The sequence below is a fragment of the Polaromonas sp. P1_G1 genome (assembly GCF_056405595.1).
This window is the reverse complement of record NZ_JBFUBU010000066.1, coordinates 1-22,347: the sequence shown is the minus strand read 5'-3', so window position 1 is coordinate 22,347 and position 22,347 is coordinate 1. Positions and strand designations below refer to the sequence as shown.

20 protein-coding genes are annotated in these 22,347 nt (G+C 64.8%); 10 read left to right on the top strand and 10 right to left on the bottom strand.

Annotated features, from left to right (window positions below; translation table 11 throughout):
- The first annotated feature begins 377 nt into the window (after positions 1-377).
- The gene (locus AC1D1Y_RS24080; RefSeq protein WP_477684569.1) at positions 378-1,694 is read left to right on the top strand and encodes an OmpA family protein; all 1,317 of its coding nucleotides are present in this window, start codon (positions 378-380) and stop codon (positions 1,692-1,694) included.
- Positions 1,695-1,726: 32 nt separating this feature from the next.
- On the opposite strand, the gene AC1D1Y_RS24075 is transcribed toward AC1D1Y_RS24080, so the two are convergent.
- On the bottom strand, positions 1,727-2,818 hold the full coding sequence (locus tag AC1D1Y_RS24075) for an acyltransferase family protein (protein WP_477684568.1): 1,092 nt from the start codon (positions 2,816-2,818) through the stop codon (positions 1,727-1,729).
- 293 nt (positions 2,819-3,111) lie between these two features.
- Here AC1D1Y_RS24075 and AC1D1Y_RS24070 point away from each other — a divergent pair, with 293 nt between their 5' ends.
- The gene (locus AC1D1Y_RS24070; protein ID WP_477684567.1) at positions 3,112-3,531 is read left to right on the top strand and encodes a hypothetical protein; all 420 of its coding nucleotides are present in this window, start codon (positions 3,112-3,114) and stop codon (positions 3,529-3,531) included.
- A 27-nt stretch (positions 3,532-3,558) separates the two neighbouring features.
- Here the strand turns inward: AC1D1Y_RS24070 and AC1D1Y_RS24065 are convergent, their stop codons facing one another.
- Together AC1D1Y_RS24065 and AC1D1Y_RS24060 are read right to left on the bottom strand one after the other, a co-directional pair.
- Complete coding sequence (locus AC1D1Y_RS24065; RefSeq protein WP_477684566.1) at positions 3,559-4,932, bottom strand: MATE family efflux transporter; 1,374 nt, start codon at positions 4,930-4,932, stop codon at positions 3,559-3,561.
- Complete coding sequence (locus tag AC1D1Y_RS24060; protein ID WP_477684565.1) at positions 4,929-5,528, bottom strand: DUF2239 family protein; 600 nt, start codon at positions 5,526-5,528, stop codon at positions 4,929-4,931. Before AC1D1Y_RS24060 ends, AC1D1Y_RS24065 begins: the two co-directional genes overlap by 4 nt.
- 255 nt (positions 5,529-5,783) lie before the next feature.
- Between AC1D1Y_RS24060 and AC1D1Y_RS24055 the strand changes: the two genes are divergently transcribed.
- The 6 genes from AC1D1Y_RS24055 to AC1D1Y_RS24030 all read left to right on the top strand — a co-directional run bounded on the left by AC1D1Y_RS24055 (position 5,784) and on the right by AC1D1Y_RS24030 (position 12,677).
- Positions 5,784-6,851, top strand: a complete 1,068-nt coding sequence (locus AC1D1Y_RS24055) for a methionine ABC transporter ATP-binding protein (RefSeq protein WP_477684564.1) — start codon at positions 5,784-5,786, stop codon at positions 6,849-6,851.
- The gene (locus AC1D1Y_RS24050; protein WP_477651679.1) at positions 6,841-7,506 is read left to right on the top strand and encodes a methionine ABC transporter permease; all 666 of its coding nucleotides are present in this window, start codon (positions 6,841-6,843) and stop codon (positions 7,504-7,506) included. Before AC1D1Y_RS24055 ends, AC1D1Y_RS24050 begins: the two co-directional genes overlap by 11 nt.
- Positions 7,507-7,700: 194 nt before the next feature.
- Positions 7,701-8,495 (top strand): MetQ/NlpA family ABC transporter substrate-binding protein, encoded by a 795-nt coding sequence (locus tag AC1D1Y_RS24045; protein WP_477684563.1) that lies wholly within the window; start codon positions 7,701-7,703, stop codon positions 8,493-8,495.
- Between the two features lie 29 nt (positions 8,496-8,524).
- On the top strand, positions 8,525-9,658 hold the full coding sequence (locus AC1D1Y_RS24040) for a sigma-54 interaction domain-containing protein (RefSeq protein ID WP_477684562.1): 1,134 nt from the start codon (positions 8,525-8,527) through the stop codon (positions 9,656-9,658).
- A 209-nt stretch (positions 9,659-9,867) separates the two neighbouring features.
- A complete protein-coding gene (locus AC1D1Y_RS24035; protein WP_477684561.1) occupies positions 9,868-11,670 on the top strand; it encodes a phosphatase PAP2 family protein in 1,803 nt (600 codons plus the stop codon).
- Positions 11,671-11,723: 53 nt separating this feature from the next.
- A complete protein-coding gene (locus AC1D1Y_RS24030; protein WP_477684560.1) occupies positions 11,724-12,677 on the top strand; it encodes a TauD/TfdA dioxygenase family protein in 954 nt (317 codons plus the stop codon).
- 89 nt (positions 12,678-12,766) lie between these two features.
- Here AC1D1Y_RS24030 and AC1D1Y_RS24025 read toward each other — a convergent pair whose 3' ends face one another.
- From AC1D1Y_RS24025 to AC1D1Y_RS24005, 5 genes are all read right to left on the bottom strand, one after another.
- Positions 12,767-14,119: an LLM class flavin-dependent oxidoreductase gene (locus tag AC1D1Y_RS24025; protein ID WP_477684559.1), complete on the bottom strand. Its 1,353-nt coding sequence runs from the start codon at positions 14,117-14,119 to the stop codon at positions 12,767-12,769.
- 26 nt (positions 14,120-14,145) lie between these two features.
- Positions 14,146-15,021 (bottom strand): ABC transporter permease, encoded by an 876-nt coding sequence (locus tag AC1D1Y_RS24020; protein ID WP_477684558.1) that lies wholly within the window; start codon positions 15,019-15,021, stop codon positions 14,146-14,148.
- On the bottom strand, positions 15,014-15,868 hold the full coding sequence (locus AC1D1Y_RS24015) for an ABC transporter ATP-binding protein (protein WP_477684557.1): 855 nt from the start codon (positions 15,866-15,868) through the stop codon (positions 15,014-15,016). The genes AC1D1Y_RS24020 and AC1D1Y_RS24015 overlap by 8 nt, the downstream gene beginning before the upstream one ends.
- Entirely contained in the window at positions 15,865-16,884 is a 1,020-nt protein-coding gene (locus AC1D1Y_RS24010; protein ID WP_477684556.1) for an ABC transporter substrate-binding protein, read from the bottom strand. The genes AC1D1Y_RS24015 and AC1D1Y_RS24010 overlap by 4 nt, the downstream gene beginning before the upstream one ends.
- A gap of 185 nt (positions 16,885-17,069) precedes the next feature.
- Positions 17,070-17,984 (bottom strand): YihY/virulence factor BrkB family protein, encoded by a 915-nt coding sequence (locus AC1D1Y_RS24005; protein ID WP_477684555.1) that lies wholly within the window; start codon positions 17,982-17,984, stop codon positions 17,070-17,072.
- A 273-nt stretch (positions 17,985-18,257) separates the two neighbouring features.
- On the opposite strand from AC1D1Y_RS24005, the gene AC1D1Y_RS24000 reads away from it, so the two are divergent.
- Complete coding sequence (locus AC1D1Y_RS24000) at positions 18,258-18,806, top strand: NADPH-dependent FMN reductase (RefSeq protein ID WP_477684554.1); 549 nt, start codon at positions 18,258-18,260, stop codon at positions 18,804-18,806.
- 392 nt (positions 18,807-19,198) lie between these two features.
- Here the strand turns inward: AC1D1Y_RS24000 and AC1D1Y_RS23995 are convergent, their stop codons facing one another.
- A complete protein-coding gene (locus AC1D1Y_RS23995) occupies positions 19,199-20,113 on the bottom strand; it encodes a TauD/TfdA dioxygenase family protein (RefSeq protein WP_477684553.1) in 915 nt (304 codons plus the stop codon).
- A gap of 189 nt (positions 20,114-20,302) precedes the next feature.
- On the bottom strand, positions 20,303-20,956 hold the full coding sequence (locus tag AC1D1Y_RS23990) for an FMN-dependent NADH-azoreductase (RefSeq protein WP_477684552.1): 654 nt from the start codon (positions 20,954-20,956) through the stop codon (positions 20,303-20,305).
- 207 nt (positions 20,957-21,163) lie between these two features.
- On the opposite strand from AC1D1Y_RS23990, the gene AC1D1Y_RS23985 reads away from it, so the two are divergent.
- Positions 21,164-22,069 carry a LysR substrate-binding domain-containing protein gene (locus tag AC1D1Y_RS23985; protein ID WP_477684551.1) on the top strand — a complete coding sequence of 302 codons (906 nt, stop codon included), beginning with the start codon at positions 21,164-21,166 and terminating at the stop codon, positions 22,067-22,069.
- Positions 22,070-22,347 lie beyond the last annotated feature (278 nt).

Genomic DNA, 22,347 nt, shown 5'->3' with positions numbered 1-22,347 from the left:
TATTCCTTCCCCACCCCTTGTGGATGCGCCGAGGAGCGGAGGTCCAGACGGATCAGGGATCGCGTTGTTTGAGCGAAGCGAGTTTAGCGAGACCCCGTCTGGACCGAGCACCGCAGGTTGCCCGTAGCGCAGCGCAGGGACGCAGCAACCAGGGTCGCCTTTTCTTTTGCTTACTTTTCTTTTGGCGAAGCAAAAGAAAAGTGAGTAGCCGCCGGGCTACCCCCGGCCAGCTACCCTCAGCAGAGAGAACAGTAGCGCAAAGGCCGGAGCAAGACCCGGCCAGCGCCTCAGCAAAGGCCAATTGACAGAAAACACCACCGTACAGCACATTACACAGTGACATAACAACCACAACATAGCGCCTAAGGAGGGCTCCCATGAAACACCAAGGACTTGCAACGCTATGCGTTGCCGCAGCTATCAGCATCACGCTCGCGGCCTGCGGCAAGAAGGAGGTGGCGCCCCAGCCCGCTGCTGCTCCAGCTCCCGCGGCCGCCCCAGCCCCCGCGCCTGCAGCAAGCCCCGCATCCCCTGCGGCCGCGGCACCCGCGGCGCCCGCTGCCTCGGTACCTGCGGCGTCAACCGACCCGGACAACCCCACGCCTTTGCCGGCAAAAGAGATCAAAGGCGCCGGCATCAAGCAGAAGCTGACCTATTACTACGCGCTGAACGCGGGCGCCGGCACCGTCAAACTCACCGCGACCGCCAAGAACTCACCGAGCGGTGCGACCCAGGCCCTGGCATTTGGGCTGTATGACCTCAAGGCCAACAAGCTGTGCTCCGAATCACACGGCAACACCAATGCCGACAAGACCATCGTGATCAATTGCCAGGTCGAAAAAGCCCAGCCGCTGATCCTGCGGCTGGACCTCAGCGAAGAGACCATCGATTACGCGGTGGCGCTGGAAGGCCCGGTTGAGTTGCCGCCGCCCCAGGCTGCCGGCGCCGCCAAGCCTGTCGCGGGCGCGGGCTCCACCGACATCGACGAACCGACCCGCCTCAAGGGCAACCGCATCAAGGGTGAGGGAATCAAAAAAGCGGTGTCCTATTACTACGCCTTCAACGCCGGGCCGGGCGAGCTGGTCGTGACGGGCGACGGTAAAAACACCTCGGCCGCCGTGAGCAATGCCTTGACGCTGGGCTTGTACACCTTGCGCTCGGAACGGCTGTGCGAGCTGTCTTTGGGCAACACCACCCTGGACAAGCGCGGCGTGATGAGCTGCAAGGTCGACAAGCGCCAGCCGGTGATCCTGCGGCTGGACCTGTCGGCCGAGACGGTGGACTTTCGCGCCAAATTCGACGGCCCTCACGACTTCGATGAATTCACGCCGCCCAAGGTGGTGACCATCGCGTTGGATTCCGCGGTGCTGTTCGACACTGGCAAGGCTGTTCTCAAGCCGGAGGCGCGGCAGACGCTGCATGAGGCGGCCGATCGCGTGAAGAAGTTCGCGGATGCGGCGGTGATGGTGTCCGGCCATACCGACAACGTCGGCAATGAGGCCAGCAACCAGGCGCTGTCAGACAAACGGGCCGCCGCGGTGAAGGACTATTTTGTGTCGCAGGAAGGCGTGCCGGCGGCGGGCCTGGCGGTGAAGGGCTATGGCAAGTCGCAGCCCGTGGCCGACAACGCCACCGAAGAGGGGCGGGCCCGCAACCGGCGCGTGGACGTGGTGATCACGCCCAAAGGAAAGTAGGCAAATAAGACATTAACCATGCAGGCCCGGCTTCATGCCAATTTGCCGGGCGTGTTTTGCGGGGGCGGCGGGCGGGCGCGCAAGGGCAGCAGCAGCGCCGCCAGGTGCCGCTGGCGGCGCACAAGCTCCAGCAGGATCAGGGGCAGCACCACCCCGGCCGCAAGGCTTGCCGCGCCGACAAGCATCTCGTTGTGGCCGACACGGGACAGCATCAGGAAAATTCTTCCCTGGGAGACGTAATGGAACAGCAGGATGAACAGGCTGCCTGATCCTATGTAGCCCAGCGGCCGCCGGAACGCCGCATGCGGCTGCAGCAACGACGAGGCGCACAGGACAAGGTAAATGCCCAGCGCCGCCTGTGCCGTGGAGATCAGGGGGTTGCCGTAGGCCCTGAGGCCCAGGTCCATGGGCACGTCAAAAAAGCAGTGCAGCGCCGCGAACGCGACGGCCGATACCAGAAACCCGATGGCGCTGAAACGCAGGGCCGCCACCCGCTTTGCGAGCAGGAACCCGGACAGCATGAAGGCCGAACTGATGAAGGCCAGGTCCAGGCTCCACGGCAGTCCCGGCACACGGTCCAGGCCCATGAAGGACAGCTTCGTCGTCCCGGTTTGCCAGAACCTGTCGATGAACACGATGCCCGTTGCCAGCAGGCCGGCAGTGATCAGCCAGAGCCAGGCCGCGCGATTCTTGTCCAAGGCCAGGGTCGCGCGCAGGATGGCCAGGGACAGCAGCGACGCCACAAAAAGATCCGGCAAAAACCACAGCGGTGTCCACGCGATGGTGGGCGCGCTGGCATAAAGAACACCGGAAAAATAGACCAGCGGGGTTGTGGCGGGGAGCGGCATCAGGCGCGGGAGCAGCATCTCCGCCATGCCCAGCAGCACCAGGACGACGAAGTAGGGCTTGAGAATGGCATCGGCGCGGGACAGCGCAAACTTCCCCCACTGCACTGAGTCTTTCAGGAAAATGCCCGAGAGAAAAAAGAACAGGGGCAGATGAAAGGAATAAATCACCCGGAAGAGCTCGCCTCTTTCGTGCAGCACGATCGGGTTGTGCCCGAGCACGACCAGGATGATGCCAAGGCCTTTGGCGATGTCGATGGTGGCGTTGCGGCGGGTCATGCGTGTGATCGGGTCGTTGACGCGGCGCGGACAGCGGGCGCCCGGCTGCGGCAACGAGAGAGGGGAGAAATCCCTGGTCGCATTCATGGTAGCAAGGCTTCAGGATGAGCCTGTGTGAGTCTGTGACAAAGAGCACAGGATGTGCTTGGCGAAATCCCACTTCAAATTTCCATCTACGGACAATTTCCCGAAATCCCCGCCGGGAAATGGAATATGGTCCGGCATTCGGTGATTCCCGGAAGCCCTTCAAGCCCGATCCGCCGCAAGCCCGCCGCCCCTCAGAGGAGACCACCATGGCATTTGTGATCAAGCCCATTGCCCGGGACGTTTTTGATTCGTTCTGGACACCCGATGTGAAACGCGACATCCGCAAGTTCGCCCAGTCCCGGCATGACGCGTCCAGGGAGCTCCACCACCAGACCTGGGCGATTGATGAAGGCGTCAAGGCCTGCCTGCTGCCGGTTTCCCTGGCCGGCAAGCCGGATGCCGCCTGGTGCTATGCCTTTGTGATGAAAGGCGAGTTTGCCGTGGTGCGGCAGGAAAGCTATTGCGTCTATTCCTTCGTCGGCATATCGCCGGGCCTGAGGAACAAGCTCGACGCCGTGAAGCGCCTGATCGCGGAGGCGCTGCGGGTGGGCGGGGAGTTCCTGGACGGCAGGGCCGGCGACGACGGGCTGTTCGCCGTGCCGGATGCGCAGTTCACGCGCTCCTGAGGGAGCGGCCCGCCGGCCCCCATTTCTTTACACCAGCCGGCGTATCGATTGTTTCTTCCAGACCAGGCGGTAATACGCCGTCTGCAGGCACAGCATCGCGACAAAGGTGACGGGGTAGGCGATCCAGATGCCGTTGACGCCGATGCGGTGGCTCATGACCCAGGCCACGGGCACCTCGACCAGCGCGATGCAGAAAATCGAAATGCCCATGGGCACCCACACCGTGCCGCTGGCGCGCATGACGCCCGAGACCACGCCCTGCATGCCGAAGACCACGCTGCTCCACAGCATGATGTGCAGCAGGGTTTGCGACAGCTCGATCACGGGTTCGCTGGTGATGAAAAGCCCCATCAGGTGGCGCGAGAACAGGTAGCCCAGCACGACCAGCACGCCGGTCAGCGCCAGGTTCATCTGCAGGCCCGTGCGGGTGATGGCGCCCAGTCTGTCGGTGCGGCCCGCGCCTATGGCCTGTGCCCCGAGGATGGAGGCCGTGATGGCGATGGAAATGGCCGGAAACTGCACGTAGGCCGCCACCTGGTTCACCGCGCCGTAGGCCGCCGTGGCGTTGGAGCCGTAGCCGTTGACCAGCGAGAGCAGCGCGATCTCGGCGAGCGAGATGACGACCAGCTGCACGCCGGTGGGCACGCCGACCCTCAGCACGGTTTTCAGGATGGCGGGGTTCACGCGCAGGTGGCGCCTGAACTCGGCATCGGGCGCCAGCGGGCTGTTGATGGTGTGCAGGCGCCGGGCCAGCCAGCCGGTTGCGATGAGGAAGGACAGGATGGTGGCCACCGCGCTGCTGGCGACGCCCAGCTTCGGCAGGCCGCCCCAGCCCAGGATGAGCGCGGGCGTCACGACCAGGGCGCAGGCGGTTGAAATGCACAGTGTGTAGAGCGAGCTCACCGTGTCGCCCACGCCGCGCAGCATGGAGGTCGACAGCAGGAAAACGAACAGCCCCGGCATGGCGATCAGCATGATGCGGGCATAGAGTGTGGCATCGGCCAGGATGTCGGGCGGTGTTCCCAGGGCCTTGAGCAGCGGCGCGGTGAAGGCGCCGCCAAAGACGGCGATGGCCAGGCCGAAGCTCGCGCCCACCGCCAGCGTGGTGCCGGCCACGGCCTTGACTTTGCCGGTGTCGCGCGCGCCCCAGGCCTGGCCGATCAGCACCGAGGCGCCTGCGCCCAGCCCGATGGTGAAGGCAATGAAGAARAACATGATGGGGAAAAAGCTGGTGACAGCCGCCAGCGCCCCCACGCCGATCATCTGGCCGATGTAGATGTTGTTGATCGTGCCCGAGAGCGACTGCAGGATGTTGCTGAGCAGCATGGGGCCGAGAAAGGCCGCGAAGGTTTTCCACATCGGCACGCCGTCGCTCAGCGCTTTGGTGGCGGGCGGCGTCATTCGGCGCTCCAGCCGCCGGCGGCCAGTTTCGCCAGCTGCAGGCGCAGGTCTTCGGGCCAGGGCGCGACCAGGTTTTCAAACTTCGGCTTGTCCCCGGCGAACAGTGCGCGGCTGGCTTCTTCAAAGCCCGGCAGGTCGCCGGCCATCTCGCTCATGAAGCGGTAGGCGTTCTCGCGCGAGGCGCGCACGCTGACGCGGCCTTCGTTTGCCTTGCGCGATTCGTCGACCAGGCGGCGCAGGGTGACCGAGGCACCGCCGGGCTGGCTGCCCAGCCACTCCCAGTGGCGGGGAAGCAGTGTGACTTCACGCGCCACGACACCCAGCTTGGGCCGGCCGACCGGGCGCGCGGCCGAGGCTTCCGTTGCGGGGGCTTCCGCGGCGGCTGTGGGTGAGGGCGCGACCTCAGCCTCGGGCCGCAGGTCCAGGTCTATGCGTTCGCCGGTGGCGTCATTGAACACGCGGACCAGCGTGCCTTCGGTGGCGGACAGTTTGCGCAGCGCGCTGACGACCTGTGCGCGGTCACCGGCGGCGACTTGCCGGAAGCCTGCGAAGGCGACTAGGCGCGGAGAGGGTTCGGGAGAGGATAGGGATGGCATTGGATTAACTTTGGTAAGCGATGAAAGGAGGGTGTTTCATCCGGGTGAATTAATTCTATAACACCCGGGTATAAGAAAACTGGATTTGCTTTAAATCCGGGTGTAATTATTTGTATAGTCTGAATTCATCTAATTAACTTATTTAATATTCTTTTGAGTTTGAGCTTCAAGCTTCTACATTCGCTGTCTGTTCACAAAAAGGGCTGACGTGCTTCCACAAGAAGCGCGACGGCGACAAAGGCTTAGCGGGATTTCATGATCGAACTCAAAGGTATTTTTCAGACCTACAAGGGCTCCACGGGCCCGGTCGAAGCGCTCAGGGGCGTCGACCTTCACATCCAGCCGGGCGAGGTCTACGGCATCATCGGCCGCAGCGGCGCCGGCAAAAGCTCATTGGTGCGGGTCATCAACCTGCTGAACCGGCCTTCCGCCGGACAGGTGCTGGTCGGCGGCCGCGAACTGACGGCCCTTAACGGCGATGCTTTGCGCGTGGCGCGCCGCGACATCGGCATCGTCTTCCAGCACTTCAACCTGCTCTCATCCCGTACGGTCTACGGCAACGTGGCCTTGCCGCTCGAAATCGCCGGGTTGCCGGCCGCTGAGATCAAGTCTCGCGTCGAGCCGCTGCTGGACCTGGTCGGCCTCAGCGCCTTGGCCGACCGCTACCCGGCGCAGATCAGCGGCGGGCAAAAGCAGCGCGTGGGCATTGCGCGCGCGCTGGCGAACCGGCCCAAGGTGCTGCTGTCCGACGAGGCGACCTCGGCGCTGGACCCGGAGACCACACGCTCCATCCTGGGGCTGCTGCGCCAGATCAACAAGGAATTCGGCCTGACCATCGTGCTCATCACCCACCAGATGCAGGTCATCAAGCAGGTGGCCGACCGTGTGGCGGTGATAGACGCCGGCCGCATCGTCGAAAGCGGGCCGGTGATCGACGTCTTCACGCGCCCGCAACACGAAACCACACGCAGCCTGATCGCCGAGATCGTGCCGCAGGATCTGCCGGACAGCGTGCTGGCGCGCATACGCACCCTGATGAGCGCCGAGCATCCCGAAGAAGGCCAGCTGCTGCGCCTGGCCTTTGCCGGCGACGAGTCCGACCGGCCGCTGCTGTCGGACGTGATACGCCGCTTCGGCATCGACCTGTCCATCGTGCACGGCCAGGTCGATGAGATCCAGGGCAAGCCTTTCGGCTCGCTTGCGGTGTTCGCGCGCGGCGCGCGGGCGCAGCTCAATGCGGCGGTCGCGCACCTGCGCGGCGCCGGTGTGCATGTCGACGAAGTCGGCGGCGATTTGACCGGGAGGCTGGCCCATGTTCAGTAATTTTTCGCAAGCCCTGCTGGAGCTGTTTGTCAGCTCGCTCTGGGAAACCATCGTCATGGTCGGCATCTCGGGCCTGGTCGGCGCGCTGATCGGCATTCCGCTGGGCGTGTTTTTGCGGCTCACCGACGAGGGCGGCGTGCTGCGCAACGCCGGCGCCAACCGCGTAGTGGGCGGCCTCGTGAACGCCGTGCGTTCCACGCCTTTCATCATCCTGCTGGTGGCCATCATTCCGCTCACGCGTTTTCTGACGGGTTCATCCATTGGCACGGCGGCCGCCGTGGTGCCGCTCACGATCGCAGCCGCGCCCTTTGTCGCGCGGCTGGTGGAGGCTTCGCTGCGCGAGGTGGACCACGGGCTCATCGAGGCGGCCCAGGCCATGGGCGCGACCACGCGGCAAATCGTGCTCAAGGTGCTGCTGCCCGAGGCGCTGCCCGGCATCGTCGCGGGCCTGACCATCACCTTTGTGAGCCTGACGGGGTATTCAGCCATGGCCGGCGCGATTGGCGGCGGCGGGCTGGGCGACCTGGGCATCCGCTACGGCTACCAGCGTTTTTTGCCGGAAGTCATGCTGGCCGTGGTGCTGGTGCTGATCCTGTTTGTGCAGGCGGTGCAAAGCCTGGGCGACTGGGCTGTGCGCAGGTTGAGCCACAAATGAGCGGGGCCTTCATCTCCTATCAACAGCGATGTTGACTCCCTGAGTTTCTCCCTCCCCCACTGGGGGAGGGCAGGGGTGGGGGCCGGTCGGCGGTCGAAAGGATGCCTGGCTTGCAAAGGCCGCCGGCCCTCACCCCAACCCTCTCCCAGGGGGAGAGGGAGCAAGATTTTTTATTCATCCAAAAAGGAAACACCATGAACAAACGCACCCTCATCCAGTCCGCCATCGCACTCGCGCTGGCCGCATCCTTGCCCGCCGCCGTGCTCGCGCAGGACAAGCCGCTGAAAATCGGCGTCACCGCCGGCCCGCACGCGCAGATTTTTGAGCAGGTCAAAAAGATCGCCGAAAAAGACGGCCTCAAAATCCAGGTTGTCGAGTTCAGCGACTACATCCAGCCCAACGCGGCGCTCGCCGCCGGCGACCTGGACGCCAACAGCTACCAGCACAAGCCCTTCCTGGACCAGCAGGTCAAGGACCGCGGCTACAAGATCGTCAATGTGGGCTATACCGTCAACTTCCCGATCGGCCTGTACTCCAAAAAGGTCAAGAGCCTGGCCGAGCTGAAGGAAGGCGCGCGCTTCGGCATCCCGAACGACCCGACCAACGGCGGCCGCGTGCTGCTGGTGCTGCAGGACAAGGGCCTGATCAAGCTCAAGCCCGAAGCCGGCCTCAAGGCCACGCCGCTGGACGTGATCGAGAACCCCAAGAAGCTCAAGTTCGTTGAGCTTGACGCCGCGCAGCTGCCGCGTTCGCTCGACGACCTGGACGCCTCGGCCGTCAACACCAACTATGCGCTGTCGGCCGGCCTGAACCCCAAGGACGCGATCGCGCAGGAAGCCGCCAAGTCGCCTTACGTCAACCTGCTGGCCGTGCGTGAGCAGGACAAAGACAAGCCCTGGGTCGCCAAGCTCGTGAAGGCCTACCACTCGGAAGAGATCCGCAAGTTCGTGCAGGCCGAGTTCAAGGGCGCGGTGCTGGCCGGCTTCTAAACCGCGGCACCAAACCACGTCACTAGCGCATGTCCCACCTGCTGACGCTTCCCGACGCCGGCGCCCTGTCCATACGCGCCAAGGCGCTGGTGTTCGAGGATCCGGGCTCGGTGGCCTTGCTCGAGCGCGTGGAGCAGGTCGCGCCCACAGACGCGACCGTGCTGGTGATCGGCGAGACCGGCACTGGCAAGGAATTGCTGGCGCGCCGCGTGCACCAGGGCAGCGGGCGGCGCGGGCCCTTCCTGGCCGTGAACTGCGGCGCCTTCAGCGAAGCGCTGATCGATGCCGAATTGTTCGGCCATGAGAGTGGCGCCTTCACCGGCGCATCGCAGGCGCGCGCGGGCTGGTTTGAATCGGCCAACGGCGGCACGCTGTTTCTCGACGAGATCGGCGACCTGCCGCTGGCCCTGCAGGTCAAGCTCCTGCGTGTGCTGCAGGAACGCCAGGTGGTGCGCCTGGGCTCGCGCAAGCCCATCGCGCTGGATGTGCGCCTGATCGCGGCCACCAACGTCGACCTGCGCAACGCGGTGGCCGCCGGCCACTTTCGCGCCGACCTGTATTACCGCATCAGCGTGGCCACGCTGGAGCTGCGGCCCCTGTATGAACGCCCCGGCGACATCCTGCCGCTGGCGCGCCATTTCCTGGCCAACTATTCAGCGCGCCTGGGCATCACCGGCGCCAGCCTGGCACCCGACGCCGAGCAGGCCTTGCTCGCGCATGACTGGCCGGGCAATATCCGCGAGCTGGAAAACGTCGTGCATTACGCCCTGATCGTCGCGCCCAGTAGCAGGCTGACGGCGCTTGACTTGCAGGTGAACCAGCGTTCGGTCGCGGGCGCTTCGCGTAGCGGCAGAGCGCCGCCGGTCGCGCCGGCCGTGGAGGCGGTGTCAGCTGTGGATGCGGCAGCGGCTCCGGCCCCCGAAACCGATCTACTGCGCGAGGTCCTGCTGCAGCGCCTGCATGCGGCCCAGCCCGCCCTGTTCAACCAGGTCGAGGAAACCCTGGTCAAAACCGCCTATGAATTTTGCGGCAGCAACCAGGTCCATACCGCGCGCCGGCTGGGTCTGTCGCGCAATGCGCTGAGAACGCTGCTCAAACGGCACGGCCTGCTCGATGCCGGCCATGAGCTTCCCGAGCCGGTCGAACCGGCGGACGCCGACTGACCCATTGCACGGCGGCGGCCCATGCTGCTGCTCAAGCTGCTGCATTCTGCACAAGGCAACGGGCGCAGTGCTGGCATCCATCACAGCGCTGTTTGTTTTCCAGCAGCCGGGACGTCTAATCCCCTCCCTACAGGCCGATTTCTTTGGCATACCTTCTGCAATAGCCGAGTGACACCGTTCATTCACTCGTTCTATTTTTCAAGGCCTTCATGTCTCAGAACACCACAAGCACAACAACCACCTTTAGCGACTCCAGTGGCGCGCCGCAGAACGTCCAACGGCGCGACTTTCTTGGCCAGGCTGGCGCAAGCCTCGCCGGCCTGGCTACCGGAGTAGCGGCGCCGGCCCTGCTGCTCACCGCGCTGCCCGCGGCGGCGCAGGGCAGCGCCACGGCGGCCGACGCCTATGACGAACAATTTCGACAGCGCGCATCAGCCTTGCGTACCGGCCTGGCCAAGGCCAACGCCGAGGCACCCATCCCGCCGCATCCCACCAATGGCGATGAAGACCGCTACCCGAACAGGATAGGGTCGGACAGCCGCGCCTTGCCGCACAACGCGCGCGGCGAGGTGGACCCGGCCGCATGGAAACTGGCCACTGCGGCATTCGCCTCGCGCGACCCGGCCGATTTCGAGAAGATCCCGCTGGGCGGCACGCGCAAGCTGCTCAACCCGGTGGGCACGTTGGCCGTCAGCCTCGACGGGCTGAACGCCGGGCAATTCAGCTTGCCGCCGGCGCCGGCGCTGGCCAGCGCGGCCCGTGCCAGTGAAGCCATCGAGCTGTACTGGAAATCGTTGTTGCGCGACGTACCCCTCAGCGAATATCGCGACGGCACCACACACAAGGACGTGCTGCAAGCCGCCGAAGAGCTCAGCCGCGCGCCGGATTTTTATGGGCCCAAGGTCAACGGCCGCGTGACGCCGCAGACGCTGTTTCGCGGCGCGGCGTTTTACGTCGATGCGAAAGACCGCAGCGGCCGCACGGGCCGTTGGGTCACGCCGCCGGGCGTGGTGGACGGCCCGGTGATTTCGCAGTTCCTGTACCGCGACGTGCCTTTCGGGCCGCAGAGCCTGTCTGCCCGCATTCGCACCTACACGCCGGCCAGCGAGTTTTTGACGGCCTATGACGAGTGGCTGCATGTGCAAAACGGCAATGCGCCGCGCGGGCGAATCATCCAGGACCCGACCCTGCGCTACATCGCCACCGGGCGCGACCTGGCCACCTATGCGCATGCGGCAGCCGCCTTCAGCGTCATCGGCAACCAACTGCTCAGTACGCCGGCGTCCGCCGTCGATCCCGGCTACGGCGGGCTGTACCCGGGGGCGCAGATTCCGTTGGCGACCAACAATCCCTACCTCACGTCGAAGACGCAGGGCGGCGCCTCCGGCACTTTCGGCGCGGCTTACTTCCAGTCGATTCTTTCGCTGGCCGCCTCGCTGGGGATCCGCATCAATTACTACCAGAAGTGGTATGCCCAGCGTGTGCTGCGGCCCGAGGCCTTTGGCGGCCTGGTGCATCACCGGCTGGCCAATGGCGTTGGCGACTACCCGATCCACGCGGCACTGCTGGGTTCCCAGGCGCTGGAGCGCAGCCGTGCGAAGAACGGCAGCTTCCTGCTTTCGCAGGTGTATCCCGAAGGCGCGCCCATCCATTCCTCTTACCCGGGCGGCGCGGCCATCATAGGCGCGGTCACGGCCACCTTGCTCAAGGCGTTTTACGATGAATCGCGGCCGTTTCCCAACCCGGTGCAGCCCGACCCGGCCGACCCGACCCGGCTGGTCCCTTACGAGGGCCCGCCGCTGACCATTGGCGGTGAGCTCAACAAGCTGGCGCTGAACTACGGCTCYGGGCGATCCTGGGCCGGCATCCACTGGCGTTCCGATGCGGCGGCCTCTTATGCCCAGGGCGAGGCCCTCGTCATCAGCCTGCTGCGCGAACAGAAGGCGAGTTTTCGCGAGCCCTTCGAAGGGTTTTCTTTCACGCGTTTTGACGGTACACGTGCCACGGTCTGAGCACCTGGCCTCTGAAATTTCCCCTCTTATTCCCCACCCCAGAAAGGCATCCCATGACCCAACTCCATTCCTCCCCATCCATCCTTGACATCACGCCGGTTGCCGGCCGCATAGGCGCGGAAGTGCGCGGCCTGCGGCTGTCGGCCGAGATTTCCGGCGACACCGTGGTGGCGCTCAACCAGGCGTTGCTCAAGCACAAGGTGCTCTTCCTGCGCGGCCAGCAGCACCTGGACGATGCCGCGCAGGAGGCCTTTGCCCAGCGGCTCGGCGACCCGGTGCCGCACCCGACGGTGCCGTCGCGCCAGGGAAGCGGCTACATCCTGGAACTCGATTCGGCCCACGGCGGCCGCGCCAACTCCTGGCACACCGACGTGACCTTCGCGGTCGCGCCGCCGAAGATCTCGGTGCTGCGCGGCGTGGTGATTCCGCCCTGGGGCGGCGACACCGTCTGGGCCAATACCGCCGCGGCCTACCAGGGCTTGCCACCCGCCTTGCGCGAGCTGGCCGACAAGCTGTGGGCCGTGCACGGCAACGATTACGACTACGCCGCGCAGCGCACGGAGAAGGACATCTCGGACGAGGGAGCCAGGCACTACCGCGAGGTGTTCACGCGCACCCTGCATGAGGCCGAGCACCCCGTCGTGCGCGTGCACCCGGAAACGCGCGAGCGGGCGCTGGTGCTGGGGCATTTCGTGAAGAAGCTGGTGGGTTACTCCAGTACCGACTCGCAGCACCTGCTGTCGGTGCTGCAGGAGCACATCATCCGCCTGGAGAACACGGTGCGCTGGCGCTGGACGCAGGGCGACGTCGTGATCTGGGACAACCGCGCCACCCAGCACTACGCCATCAACGACTACGGCGACCAGCACCGTGTGGTACGCCGCGTGACCTTGGCGGGCGACGTGCCGGTCAGCGTGGACGGCCGGCGCTCGACGGTGCACGCCAAGGCGGGGCAACCCGGCAATGCCGGCAAGAACGCCGCGGCGCCGGTGGCCGTTGCGGCTTGAACTTTGCCTGAAGCAGGGTTAAAAAAAAGGCCTGCGGCATAAAACCGCAGGCCTTGAAAATCCCACCCAGGGGACACGATGTCTACGGGCTAGGCGACCTTGCGCGCCTTGACGGTGAACTGGTTGGCCGGCCGGTCCAGGCCCAGGTTCTCGCGCAGGGTGCTGCCTTCGTATTCGGTGCGGAAGAGGCCGCGCCGCTGCAGCTCGGGAATCACCAGTTCGACGAAATCATTGAGTGATTCAGGCAGCACCGGCGGCATCACGTTGAAGCCGTCGGCCGCGCCGTTTTCAAACCACTCCTGCATCCTGTCGGCAATGGTCTGCGGCGTGCCCACCACCACCCAGTGGCCGCGCGCGCCGGCCAGGTATTCATACAGCTGGCGCACGGTGAGCTTGTCGCGCCGGGCCAGCTCYAGCACCACGTGGGCGCGGCTGTTCTGTCCCGGCGGCGGTTCGGGGATGTAAGGTGGCGGTGCGTCCAGGTCCCACTTCGACAGATCTTCGCCCGGCCAGAAGGTGTGCAACGTGTTCAGGCCGACGGCCGGGTGGATCAGCTTTTGCAGCTCGGCCCACTTGGCGTCGGCTTCTTCCTGCGTGCGGCCGACCACCGGGGAGATGCCCGGCAGCACCAGCAACTGCTCGGGCCGGCGGCCGTATTTGGCCAGTCGGCCCTTCACGTCGCGGTAGAAGGCCTGGGCTTCGGCCAGGCTGGTCCAGGCGGTGAAGATGGCTTCGGCCGAGGCGGCGGCCAGCTCCCTTCCGGGCTCGGAAGACCCGGCCTGCACGATCACGGGGTAGCCCTGCGGCGGGCGCTCCAGGTTCAGCGGGCCGCTGACCTTGAAGTACTTGCCCGAATGGTTGATCGCATGCACCTTGGCCGGGTCGAAGTACTTGCCCGACACCGGGTCGCGAAAGAAGGCGTCGTCTTCAAAACTGTCCCATAGGCCTTTGACGACGTCGATGAACTCATGCGCCTGCTCATAGCGCACGGCGGGCTCGGGGTGCTTGTCCAGGCCGAAATTGCCGTATACGTTGTCGGCGCCCGTGGTCACCACGTTCCAGGCGGCGCGGCCCTTGCTGAGGTGGTCCAGTGAAGAGAACTTGCGCGCCAGCAGGAAGGGGTCTTCATAGGTGGTGGACGCCGTCGCCACAAAGCCGACGTGTTTCGTGACGGCCGACAAGGCCGCCCACAAGGTCACCGGCTCGAAGTAGGACACCCGGCCCTGGCGGCTGAAGGCCTCGTCGTCGCCGTGAAAGGCCATGCCCGGGCTGTCGGCCACAAAGACCTGGTCGAAGAGGCCGCGCTCGGCGATTTTCGCCACCTCGATGTAGTGGTCGATGTTGACGCCCGAGTCCACCTGCGAGCCGGGATGCCGCCAGGCGGCGATGTGATGGCCGGTGGCCATGATGAAAGCGCCCAGGCGCAGTTTTCGTTGAGTCATGAATTGTCTTTCTGTGGGTAGGCGGGTCAGCTACGGGCTGGTGCGGGTTTCCATGCCGTGAAGTGGCTCTCGAGCTTTTCCAGCACGAAGTTCAGGGTCACGCCGATGGCGGTGATGGCGATGATCCCGAAGTACATGTCGGCGATCAGGAAGCTGAACTGGGCGTAGATGATCAGGTAGCCGAGCCCGGCCTTGGCGCCCACCATCTCGGCCGCGATCAGCACCAGCATGGCGGAAGCTGCGGCAAGGCGTATGCCCACGAAGATGGTCGGGACCGATGCCGGCAGGATCACCTTCAGGAACAGCTGGCGTGAGGACGCGCCCATGGTGCGCGCCGATTTCACCAGCAGCGGGTCGACCTGGCGCACCGCCGAGATGGTGTTGAGCAGCAGCGGCCAGGCGCAGGCGTAGACCACGATGGACAGCTTGGACACCTCGCCGATGCCCAGCAGCAGCAGGAACACCGGCAGCAAGGCCAGCGGCGCGGTGTTGCGCAGCAGCTCGATCAACGGGTTCAGGGCGTTGCCCAGGCGTTGGTACCAGCCGATGGCCAGCCCGAGCGGGATGGCGAAGACGATGGCCAGCAGCAGGCCGCCCAGCGAGCGCGCCAAGCTGATGGAGGTGTGTTCCCACAGCTGGCCGTTCAGCGCCAGCGCCCAGCCGGCGGCCAGCACCTCGCTGAGCGGCGGCAAAAAGGTCGGGTCGGTCAGGCCGAGGCGGGGTGCCAGCTCCCACAGAAGGGCCAGCGCCACGATCAGGCCGGAGCGCCAGGTGGCATTGGCGAGCTGGCGGTATAGCCGCAGCCACACCGGCGGCGTTTGTGTTTGTGCCTGCTGCGTTTGTCGCTCCGCATGCGTGGAAGGTGCGGGAAGGCTTCCCGCGTTCAGGGCAATATCAGACATGGGCGATCTCTTTCTTTTGGGCTTGTGAGGCAATGCGCGCGCGGCGCTCCTGGCGTGCAGAGGCGACCTCGTCATGCAACTGCGACCAGATCTCGTGGCGCAGTTCACCGAAGAACGGCAGCGAGCGCACGTCGTCGGTGCCGGCGCGCAGGGATTCGGGGATGTCCACGATGCGTTTGATGCGGCCGGGGCGCGTTGTCATGATGGCCACGCGCTGGCCCAGCACCACKGCTTCGTCGATGCCGTGGGTGATGAACACAATGGTCTTGCCGGTGCGCTGCCAGATCTCCACGAGTTCTTCCTGCAGCGTTTCACGCGTCTGCGCGTCGAGCGCGGCAAATGGCTCGTCCATCAGCAGCACCTGCGGCTCGTAAGCCAGGCTGCGCGCGATGGCCACGCGCTGCTTCATGCCGCCCGAGAGCTCATGCGGAAAGCGGTTGGCGAAGTCGGTCAGGCCCACCAGCGCCAGGTAGTGCGCGGCCTTCTCGCGCCGGGCGCGCTTGCCCAGGCCCGCGACTTCCAGCCCGAAGGCCACGTTGTCCAGGGCCGTGAGCCARGGGAAGAGGGCGTACTGCTGGAACACCACGCCTCGGTCGCGCGCCGGGCCGGTCACGGGCCGGCCGTCGATCAGCACGCGGCCGCTGGTGGGCAGCGCCAGGCCGGCCAGCAGGTCCAGCAGCGTGGACTTGCCGCAGCCGCTGGGCCCCACCAGCACCAGGAACTCGCCCGGCTTCACGTCCAGCGTGACCTCGTGCACCGCGACAAAGCGCTTTGCGGCGGCGCCGTCGTCCGCGCGCACGGTGAACTCCTTGCTGACGTTCTCAAAACGGATCTTGGTGGCGCTCATTTGGCGGACGCCAGCTTGTCGGCGTTGGTGAAGTAGGGGTTGAAGGCGTTGGTGTAGAGGTCCGCGGGCTTGACCTGGCCGGGCTTGAGCAGCCCGTCTTTCACCAGCCAGTTGATCCAGATCTGCAGCTCGGCATCTTTGATCACGCCGCCGGTTCCGGCCACGCCGGTGCTCTTCCAGTACTGGATGCTGTCAGCGCTTTCGGCGCGCTTGCGGGCTTCGATGATTTTCACGAAGCGCGCCCGCACGTCGGCGGCCGGCGTGTTGCGCGCCCACTCGATGGAGCGCGCCAGCGCCGACACCAGGTGGCGGCTGGTGTTGGGGTTCTGCGCAATGAACTTGTCGTGCAGCACGATGCTGCCCGCCGTGAAGTTGCCGTACAGGGCGCGGTCGGTGAACAGCGGGCGTATGCCGCCGCGCTCCAGCGCCTTGTCGCGCAGGACACCGCCCAGCGTGGTGACTTCCACATGGCCCTGGCGCAGCGCCTGCTCGCCGGTGACCGGCGGCGTCACCACCAGCGTGACCTGCTTGGCCTCTGCGTCGGTGAGCTTGGCGCGGTCCAGGTATTCGCGCACCATGAACTCGTGGTGCGCGCCCAGCGTGTTGACCGCGATCTTCTTGCCGATCAGGTCGCGAGCGGACTTGATCGGGCTGTCTTCCTTGACGTAGTAGCCAGTCCAGGTGTTTTCGTCCACACCGTAGTAACCCAGCACCGCCTTGATCGGCGCTTTCTTGGCCAACAGCTTGACGACCGCACCGTTGAAGGCGCCGCCCAGGTCGACGTCGCCGGTGACCACGCTCTGGATGTCCTGCGGGCCGCTGATGGTGTTGCCCACCCACTTGGCTTTGAGCGGCGCGAGGTAGCCGAGGTCTTCGGCCAGCTCTATCCAGGTGACCTGGCCGACCCAGCCCTGGTAGCGAATTTCGGTTTTCTCCAGCGGTGGTGCGGCATGGGCCAGGGTGGCGAGCAGGCCGAAGGACAAAGCGGCAAGGCCGAGTAAGCGGTTGATATTCATGGCGTGAGGAGTGAGTGGTTGACGCACTCAACATCGCAGCATCCATGCCAGTGATTTGGAGTGTTTTTCGGTGGTTTTGGCGGGTTTGAATGGTCTGGCTGTTGGGCCTTCAACAGTTACCTGGTGATCGGCTGACAGTACCTGCCCGGTTCGGTGCAGACGGAATTTCAAGAACGATTTCGGTTTTAGGATGCTCGGTTTTGTTCTTTGGCCGGTGAGGCCTCCGCTGAGGCCTGGGTCGCCTTTTTATCCGCGGCCAGCGAGCCGTGGTCGTGCGCATACACCCAGGTGAATTCGGCCCCCAGCAAAAAGATCTGCGCCGAGTAATACACCCACAGCAGCAACACCACCAGCGAGCCGGCTGCGGCGAAGGAGGAGGTCACGCTGCTCTTGCCGATGTACAGGCCGATCAGCGCCTTGCCGATTTCAAACAGCACGGCCGTCACAACGGCGCCCACCCAGACGTCGCGCCAACTGACGATGGCTTGCGGCATGAGCTTGAAGATCATGGCGAACAGCAGGACGGCCACACCCAGGGACACGACGCTGTTGAGGAGTTGCAGCAGCGCCTGTGCGCCGGGGAAGAGCCCCGTCATCCAGCCGCCGAGCGCGGCCAGGCCCGCGCTGATGACCAGCGACACCGCCAGCAGGAAGCCCAGGCCGAGGATGAAACCAAGCGACAGCAGGCGCGCGCGCAGGGTGCGCCAGATGCCTTTGGTTTTCTGCGCAGGCGGCACGTCCCAGACGCGGTCCAGCGCGCTTTGCAGTTCGGCGAACACGGTGGTCGCGCCGACCACCAGCACCACGAGGCTGACGGCCGTGGCCAGCAGGCCCTTGGCCGGTTTGTCGGCGCTTTCGATCAGCGCCTGTATGCCCAGCGCGCCGTCGCGGCCTATCAGGCCGGAGAGCTGGCCCACGATCTCGCCTTGCACCGCTTCGCGGCCCCAGACAAAACCGGCCACGGCAATCACGATCAGCAGCAGCGGCGCGATGGAAAACACCGTGTAGTAGGAAATCGCCGCGCCCATGCTGGGGGCGTAGTCGTCCAGCCAGGCCGTGACAGACTTTTTCCCCAACTCGTAAAAATGTTTGAGCTGCACCTTGCCGCCTTGCCTTGCTGCCGGATGGGTGGCTTTCTCGCGGCCGCAAGTCCTTTCGCCATGAGTATTGCCAAGGCCCGGCCGCGGCGCCGTCGGCCCGCAGTCCGGGCGGCTGTAGGCGAGGGGCGATTTTGGGCCTATGTCCGACGCCCCCACAAGGTGTTTCACCTGCACGCGAGCCTGGACAGGCGCTGCTTCGCATAATGGTCCGGCGCAAACCGATTCCCCATCGCGGCCCCGCGATGGTCCCTTCACTTTTTAATGGAGAAGCCCATGGCCCAATACAAGATCGCCGTCGTCGTCGGCAGCATTCGCAAGGATTCGTTCAACAAAAAGCTCGCGAGGGCGCTGGAGAAATTATTCCCCGCGGACTTCAGCTTCACCCACGTGCGCATCGACGACCTGCCTCCCTACAATCAGGACGATGACGGCAATCCGGCGGCCGAGGTTACCCGGCTCAAGGGCGAGATCAAGGCCGCGCAAGGCCTGCTGTTCGTCACGCCCGAGTACAACCGCTCGATTCCCGGCGTGCTGAAGAACGCGATCGACCATGCCTCCCGGCCTTACGGCCAAAGCGCCTGGGATGGCAAGCCGGCCGGCGTGATAGGCGCGTCGGTCGGCGCCATCGGCACTGCGCTGTCGCAGCAGCACCTGCGCAACATCCTGGCCTACCTGAATGTGCCGACGCTGGGCCAGCCTGAAGCCTTCATCCACAACAAGGAGGGGCTTTATGAGGCTGATGGCAGCCTTGGTGAGGGGAGTCGGAAGTTTTTGCAAAGCTGGGTGGATGCATACGTGGCTTGGGTTAAGAAGCACGCCTGAGGGTGTGATCCAAAGCCGGTTCTTGCTCCGGCGGTCGCTCCCGCTGCTGAGGGTTGCTGGCCGGGGTTGCCCGGCGGCAAGTAACTTTCTTTTGCTTCGCCAAAAGAAAGTCACCAAAGAAAAGGCGACCCGCAGTCTGGGTCCCTACGCTTCGCTRCGGGCAACCTGCGGTGCTCGACTACGGCGGGGTCTCGCGCAAACTCGCCTTCGGCTCAAACAAGCGCGATCCCTGATCCGCCTACGTCTGCGCTCCTCGGCCCAGCCAGGACGGGGCAGTCGGGAGCGGGGACCGAATGCCATACCAAACCTTATTGCTCCCTCTCCCTCTGGGAGAGGGTTGGGGTGAGGGCTCGCGGCCTTGGCGTCGGTAACGGCAGGTCGACCACGAGTCGTTAAAACGGCGTGTCGCCTTCAATCGTGGTGCGGTAGAGCTTGCGGCGCAGGTGGTCGGGCGTGCCTGCTGCGAGGTGGGTGACGGACCGGTTGTCCCAGAAGACCATGTCGTGCGGCTGCCATTGGTGGCGGTAGATGAGTTCAGCGCGTGAGGTGTGCTCGAACAGTTCGCTCAGCAGCGCGCTGCTTTCATCCTCGGGTATGTCGAGGATGCGGGTGGTGAAATGTTCGCTGACGAACAGCGCCTTGCGGCCGTTCTCGGGGTGGGTGCGGACCACGGGGTGGACCACCGGCTTGACCTCTTCAACCTGTTCCTGCGTGAGCTTGGGGCGCCAGGGGTTGCGGCTGCGCAGTTCTTCGTATTTGGCGAGGTAAGTGTGTTCGGCGCGCAGGCCCTCAACGGCGGTCTTGAGGGCGGCGGGCAGGGTGTCCCAGGCGGTGTGCTGGTTGGCGAACAGGGTGTCGCCGCCTTCGGCAGGCAGTTCCTGCGCATGCAGCAGCGAGCCCAGGCTGGGTTTGTCTTTGTACGAAAGGTCGGAGTGCCAGAAATGGCCGGCGTCGCCCAGGCCTATGGGCTCACCGTTTTCCTTGATGTTGGAGACGATCAGGATTTCCGCGTGGTTTTGCAGCTGGAAGTTTTTGAGCACGTGGATCTGCAGCGGGCCGAAGCGGCGGCTGAAATCGACGTGCTGCTGCGGGGTGATGCGCTGGTCGCGGAACACCAGTACGTGGTAGTCCAGGTGGGCGCGGTGGATGCGGCTGAAATCGGCGGCGCTGAGCGGTTTCGAGAGGTCCAGGCCCAGCACTTCGGCGCCCAGCGGGGCATCAAACGGCCGGATCTCGATGGAGAAGGGGGTGTGCTGTGTTGTTGCGGCCGCATCTACGCGGTCGTCCGGAGCCAAAGTCGCTGTCATCTTCACCTTTCTTGTTCATGCCTGTGCCCGTGAGCGGGGACAAGCGCTGAGTGTAGGGACACGCCGACCCAAAGTGAACTACTTGTTCGTCATTAAATAATTACCGGGGCGGCTGTGGCGCACGCATTTCGGGAGCGCCATAAAAAAGCCCGCACATGCGGGCTTTGTTTGGTGCGCGATGCACCAGGCTCAGGCGGCCAGCGCGGCTTTTCCCTGGTTTGCTGCGGGCGCTTGCGTGTGCGTCACGATTTCAATCTGGGCTGCGGACAGCGCGGCGGCCTTGGCGGCTTCGCCCATGGCCAGGCCTTCGGCGCGCACAAAACGCACGTCGGTGATGCCGAAGAAACCGAACACCACTTTCAGGTAGCTCTCCTGGTGTTCCAGGGCCGTCATGGCTTCGCTGGTCGAATACACACCGCCGCGGGCCGAGGCCACGATCACGGTCTTGCCGCCGGCCAGGCCCACGGGGCCTTTTTCGGTGTACTTGAAGGTGCGGCCGACTTGCGCGATGCGGTCGATCCAGGCCTTGAGCTGGCTGGGAATCGCGAAGTTGTACAGCGGTGCACCCACCACGATCACGTCGGCCGCCAGGAACTGGCTCACCAGCGCTTCGGACACGGCGTTTTCGCGCTTCTGCACGTCGCTAAAGGCGGTGTCGGCAGGCATGCGGAAACCCAGCGATTCGGCCGAGAGGTGGGGCGGCGTGTCGGCGGCCAGGTCTAGGTAGCTGACTTCGGTGCTGGGGTGGCCGGCGCGCCAGGAGGCCACGATTTGCGCGGTGAGCTGGCGGGAAACCGAGTTGCCGCCCAGGATGCTGGAGTCGATGTGGAGAAGCTTGCTCATGATGGGATTCCTTGATGAAAGAGTTGTTGAATCAGGTTTTCAGGCCGTATTCACCTTGAATCGCAGCCATGGATAGATTGTGCGGATGAGTCGATTGATTGATAAGTCGGTAAAATTGCGATAGATTGTTCTATTTACAGGACAATGATTCACCATCAAGGACAACCCAGCCAATTCAGGCAGGTATCCACGGAAGGACGGCTCCCCATGCAAGACCTCAACGACATGCTGTATTTCGCCGAAGTGGTGGAGCGCGGTGGCTTTGCCGCGGCCGGCCGCGCGCTGGGCTTGCCCAAATCACGGCTGTCGCGCCGTGTGGCCGAGCTGGAGTCGCGGCTGGGCGTGCGGCTTTTGCAGCGCACCACGCGCAAGCTGTCGCTCACGGAAGTTGGCGAAATTTATTTGCGCCACTGCAGCACCATGCGTGACGAGGCGCTGGCCGCCTCCGAAGCCGTGGCGCAAATGCAGGTCGAGCCGCGCGGCACCCTGCGCATCACCTGCCCGGTGACGCTGGCGCAGGGCTCGGTGGGCTACCTGGTGCCGCGCTATATGGAGCTGTACCCGCAGGTACGCGTCGACATGCGCGTGACCAACCGCGTCATTGACCTGGTGGAGGAGGGCATAGACATCGCGCTGCGCGTGCGCCCAACACTGGAAGACAGCGGCAGCCTGGTGATCAAGAACCTGGGCTCAGGCGGCGGCCACCTGCTGGCCAGCCCGGCCCTGCTGCAGCGCCAGGGACGGCCCGAGAAACCCGAAGATCTGCTCAAGCTCGACACAGTGTCCATGTCCTGGGCCGACGGGCGCTCGTCCTGGCGGCTGCTGGGCCCCGGCGGCAAGGAGTTCGTGCTGCATCACCAGCCGCGCTACGTCGCTGACGACCTGCAGACCTTGAAGCTCGCGGTGCTGGCCGGCACCGGCATGACTTTTTTACCCGACTCCATGAGCGCGGCTGAGCGGCAGGCCCAGTTGCTGGTGCCCGTGCTGCCGGACTGGGCGCTTCCCGCCGGCGTGGCGCATGCGGTATTTACTTCACGGCGTGGGCAGGTGCCGGCGGTTAGGAGTTTTCTGGATTTTTTGGGGGAGAGGATGAGAGGGGATTCTCTGGTTTGAGGTTTTGGCCTCAAAGGCCATTTGTGTCTGTCTGTTCTTGTTCCGACGGGGTGCTCTTCTCTTGGTTCTGCTGGCCGGGGTTGCCCGGCAGCAAGTAACTTTCTTTTGCTTCGCCAAAAGAAAGTCACCAAAGAAAAGGCGACCCGCAGTCTGGGTCCCTGCGCTTCGCTACGGGCAACCTGCGGTGCTCGACTACGGCGGGGTCTCGCGCAAACTCGCTTCGCTCAGACAAGCGCGATCCCTGATCCGCCTACGTCTGCGCTCCTCGGCCCAGCCAG

Bases quoted from the DNA above. Each gene is read 5' to 3' on its own strand.
- AC1D1Y_RS24080 (WP_477684569.1), top strand. From the start codon at position 378: ATGAAACACCAAGGACTTGCAACGCTATGCGTTGCCGCAGCTATCAGC.
- AC1D1Y_RS24075 (WP_477684568.1), bottom strand. From the start codon at position 2,818: ATGACCCGCCGCAACGCCACCATCGACATCGCCAAAGGCCTTGGCATC.
- AC1D1Y_RS24070 (WP_477684567.1), top strand. From the start codon at position 3,112: ATGGCATTTGTGATCAAGCCCATTGCCCGGGACGTTTTTGATTCGTTC.
- AC1D1Y_RS24060 (WP_477684565.1), bottom strand. From the start codon at position 5,528: ATGCCATCCCTATCCTCTCCCGAACCCTCTCCGCGCCTAGTCGCCTTC.
- AC1D1Y_RS24055 (WP_477684564.1), top strand. From the start codon at position 5,784: ATGATCGAACTCAAAGGTATTTTTCAGACCTACAAGGGCTCCACGGGC.
- AC1D1Y_RS24050 (WP_477651679.1), top strand. From the start codon at position 6,841: ATGTTCAGTAATTTTTCGCAAGCCCTGCTGGAGCTGTTTGTCAGCTCG.
- AC1D1Y_RS24045 (WP_477684563.1), top strand. From the start codon at position 7,701: ATGAACAAACGCACCCTCATCCAGTCCGCCATCGCACTCGCGCTGGCC.
- AC1D1Y_RS24040 (WP_477684562.1), top strand. From the start codon at position 8,525: ATGTCCCACCTGCTGACGCTTCCCGACGCCGGCGCCCTGTCCATACGC.
- AC1D1Y_RS24030 (WP_477684560.1), top strand. From the start codon at position 11,724: ATGACCCAACTCCATTCCTCCCCATCCATCCTTGACATCACGCCGGTT.
- AC1D1Y_RS24020 (WP_477684558.1), bottom strand. From the start codon at position 15,021: ATGTCTGATATTGCCCTGAACGCGGGAAGCCTTCCCGCACCTTCCACG.
- AC1D1Y_RS24010 (WP_477684556.1), bottom strand. From the start codon at position 16,884: ATGAATATCAACCGCTTACTCGGCCTTGCCGCTTTGTCCTTCGGCCTG.
- AC1D1Y_RS24000 (WP_477684554.1), top strand. From the start codon at position 18,258: ATGGCCCAATACAAGATCGCCGTCGTCGTCGGCAGCATTCGCAAGGAT.
- AC1D1Y_RS23995 (WP_477684553.1), bottom strand. From the start codon at position 20,113: ATGACAGCGACTTTGGCTCCGGACGACCGCGTAGATGCGGCCGCAACA.
- AC1D1Y_RS23990 (WP_477684552.1), bottom strand. From the start codon at position 20,956: ATGAGCAAGCTTCTCCACATCGACTCCAGCATCCTGGGCGGCAACTCG.
- AC1D1Y_RS23985 (WP_477684551.1), top strand. From the start codon at position 21,164: ATGCAAGACCTCAACGACATGCTGTATTTCGCCGAAGTGGTGGAGCGC.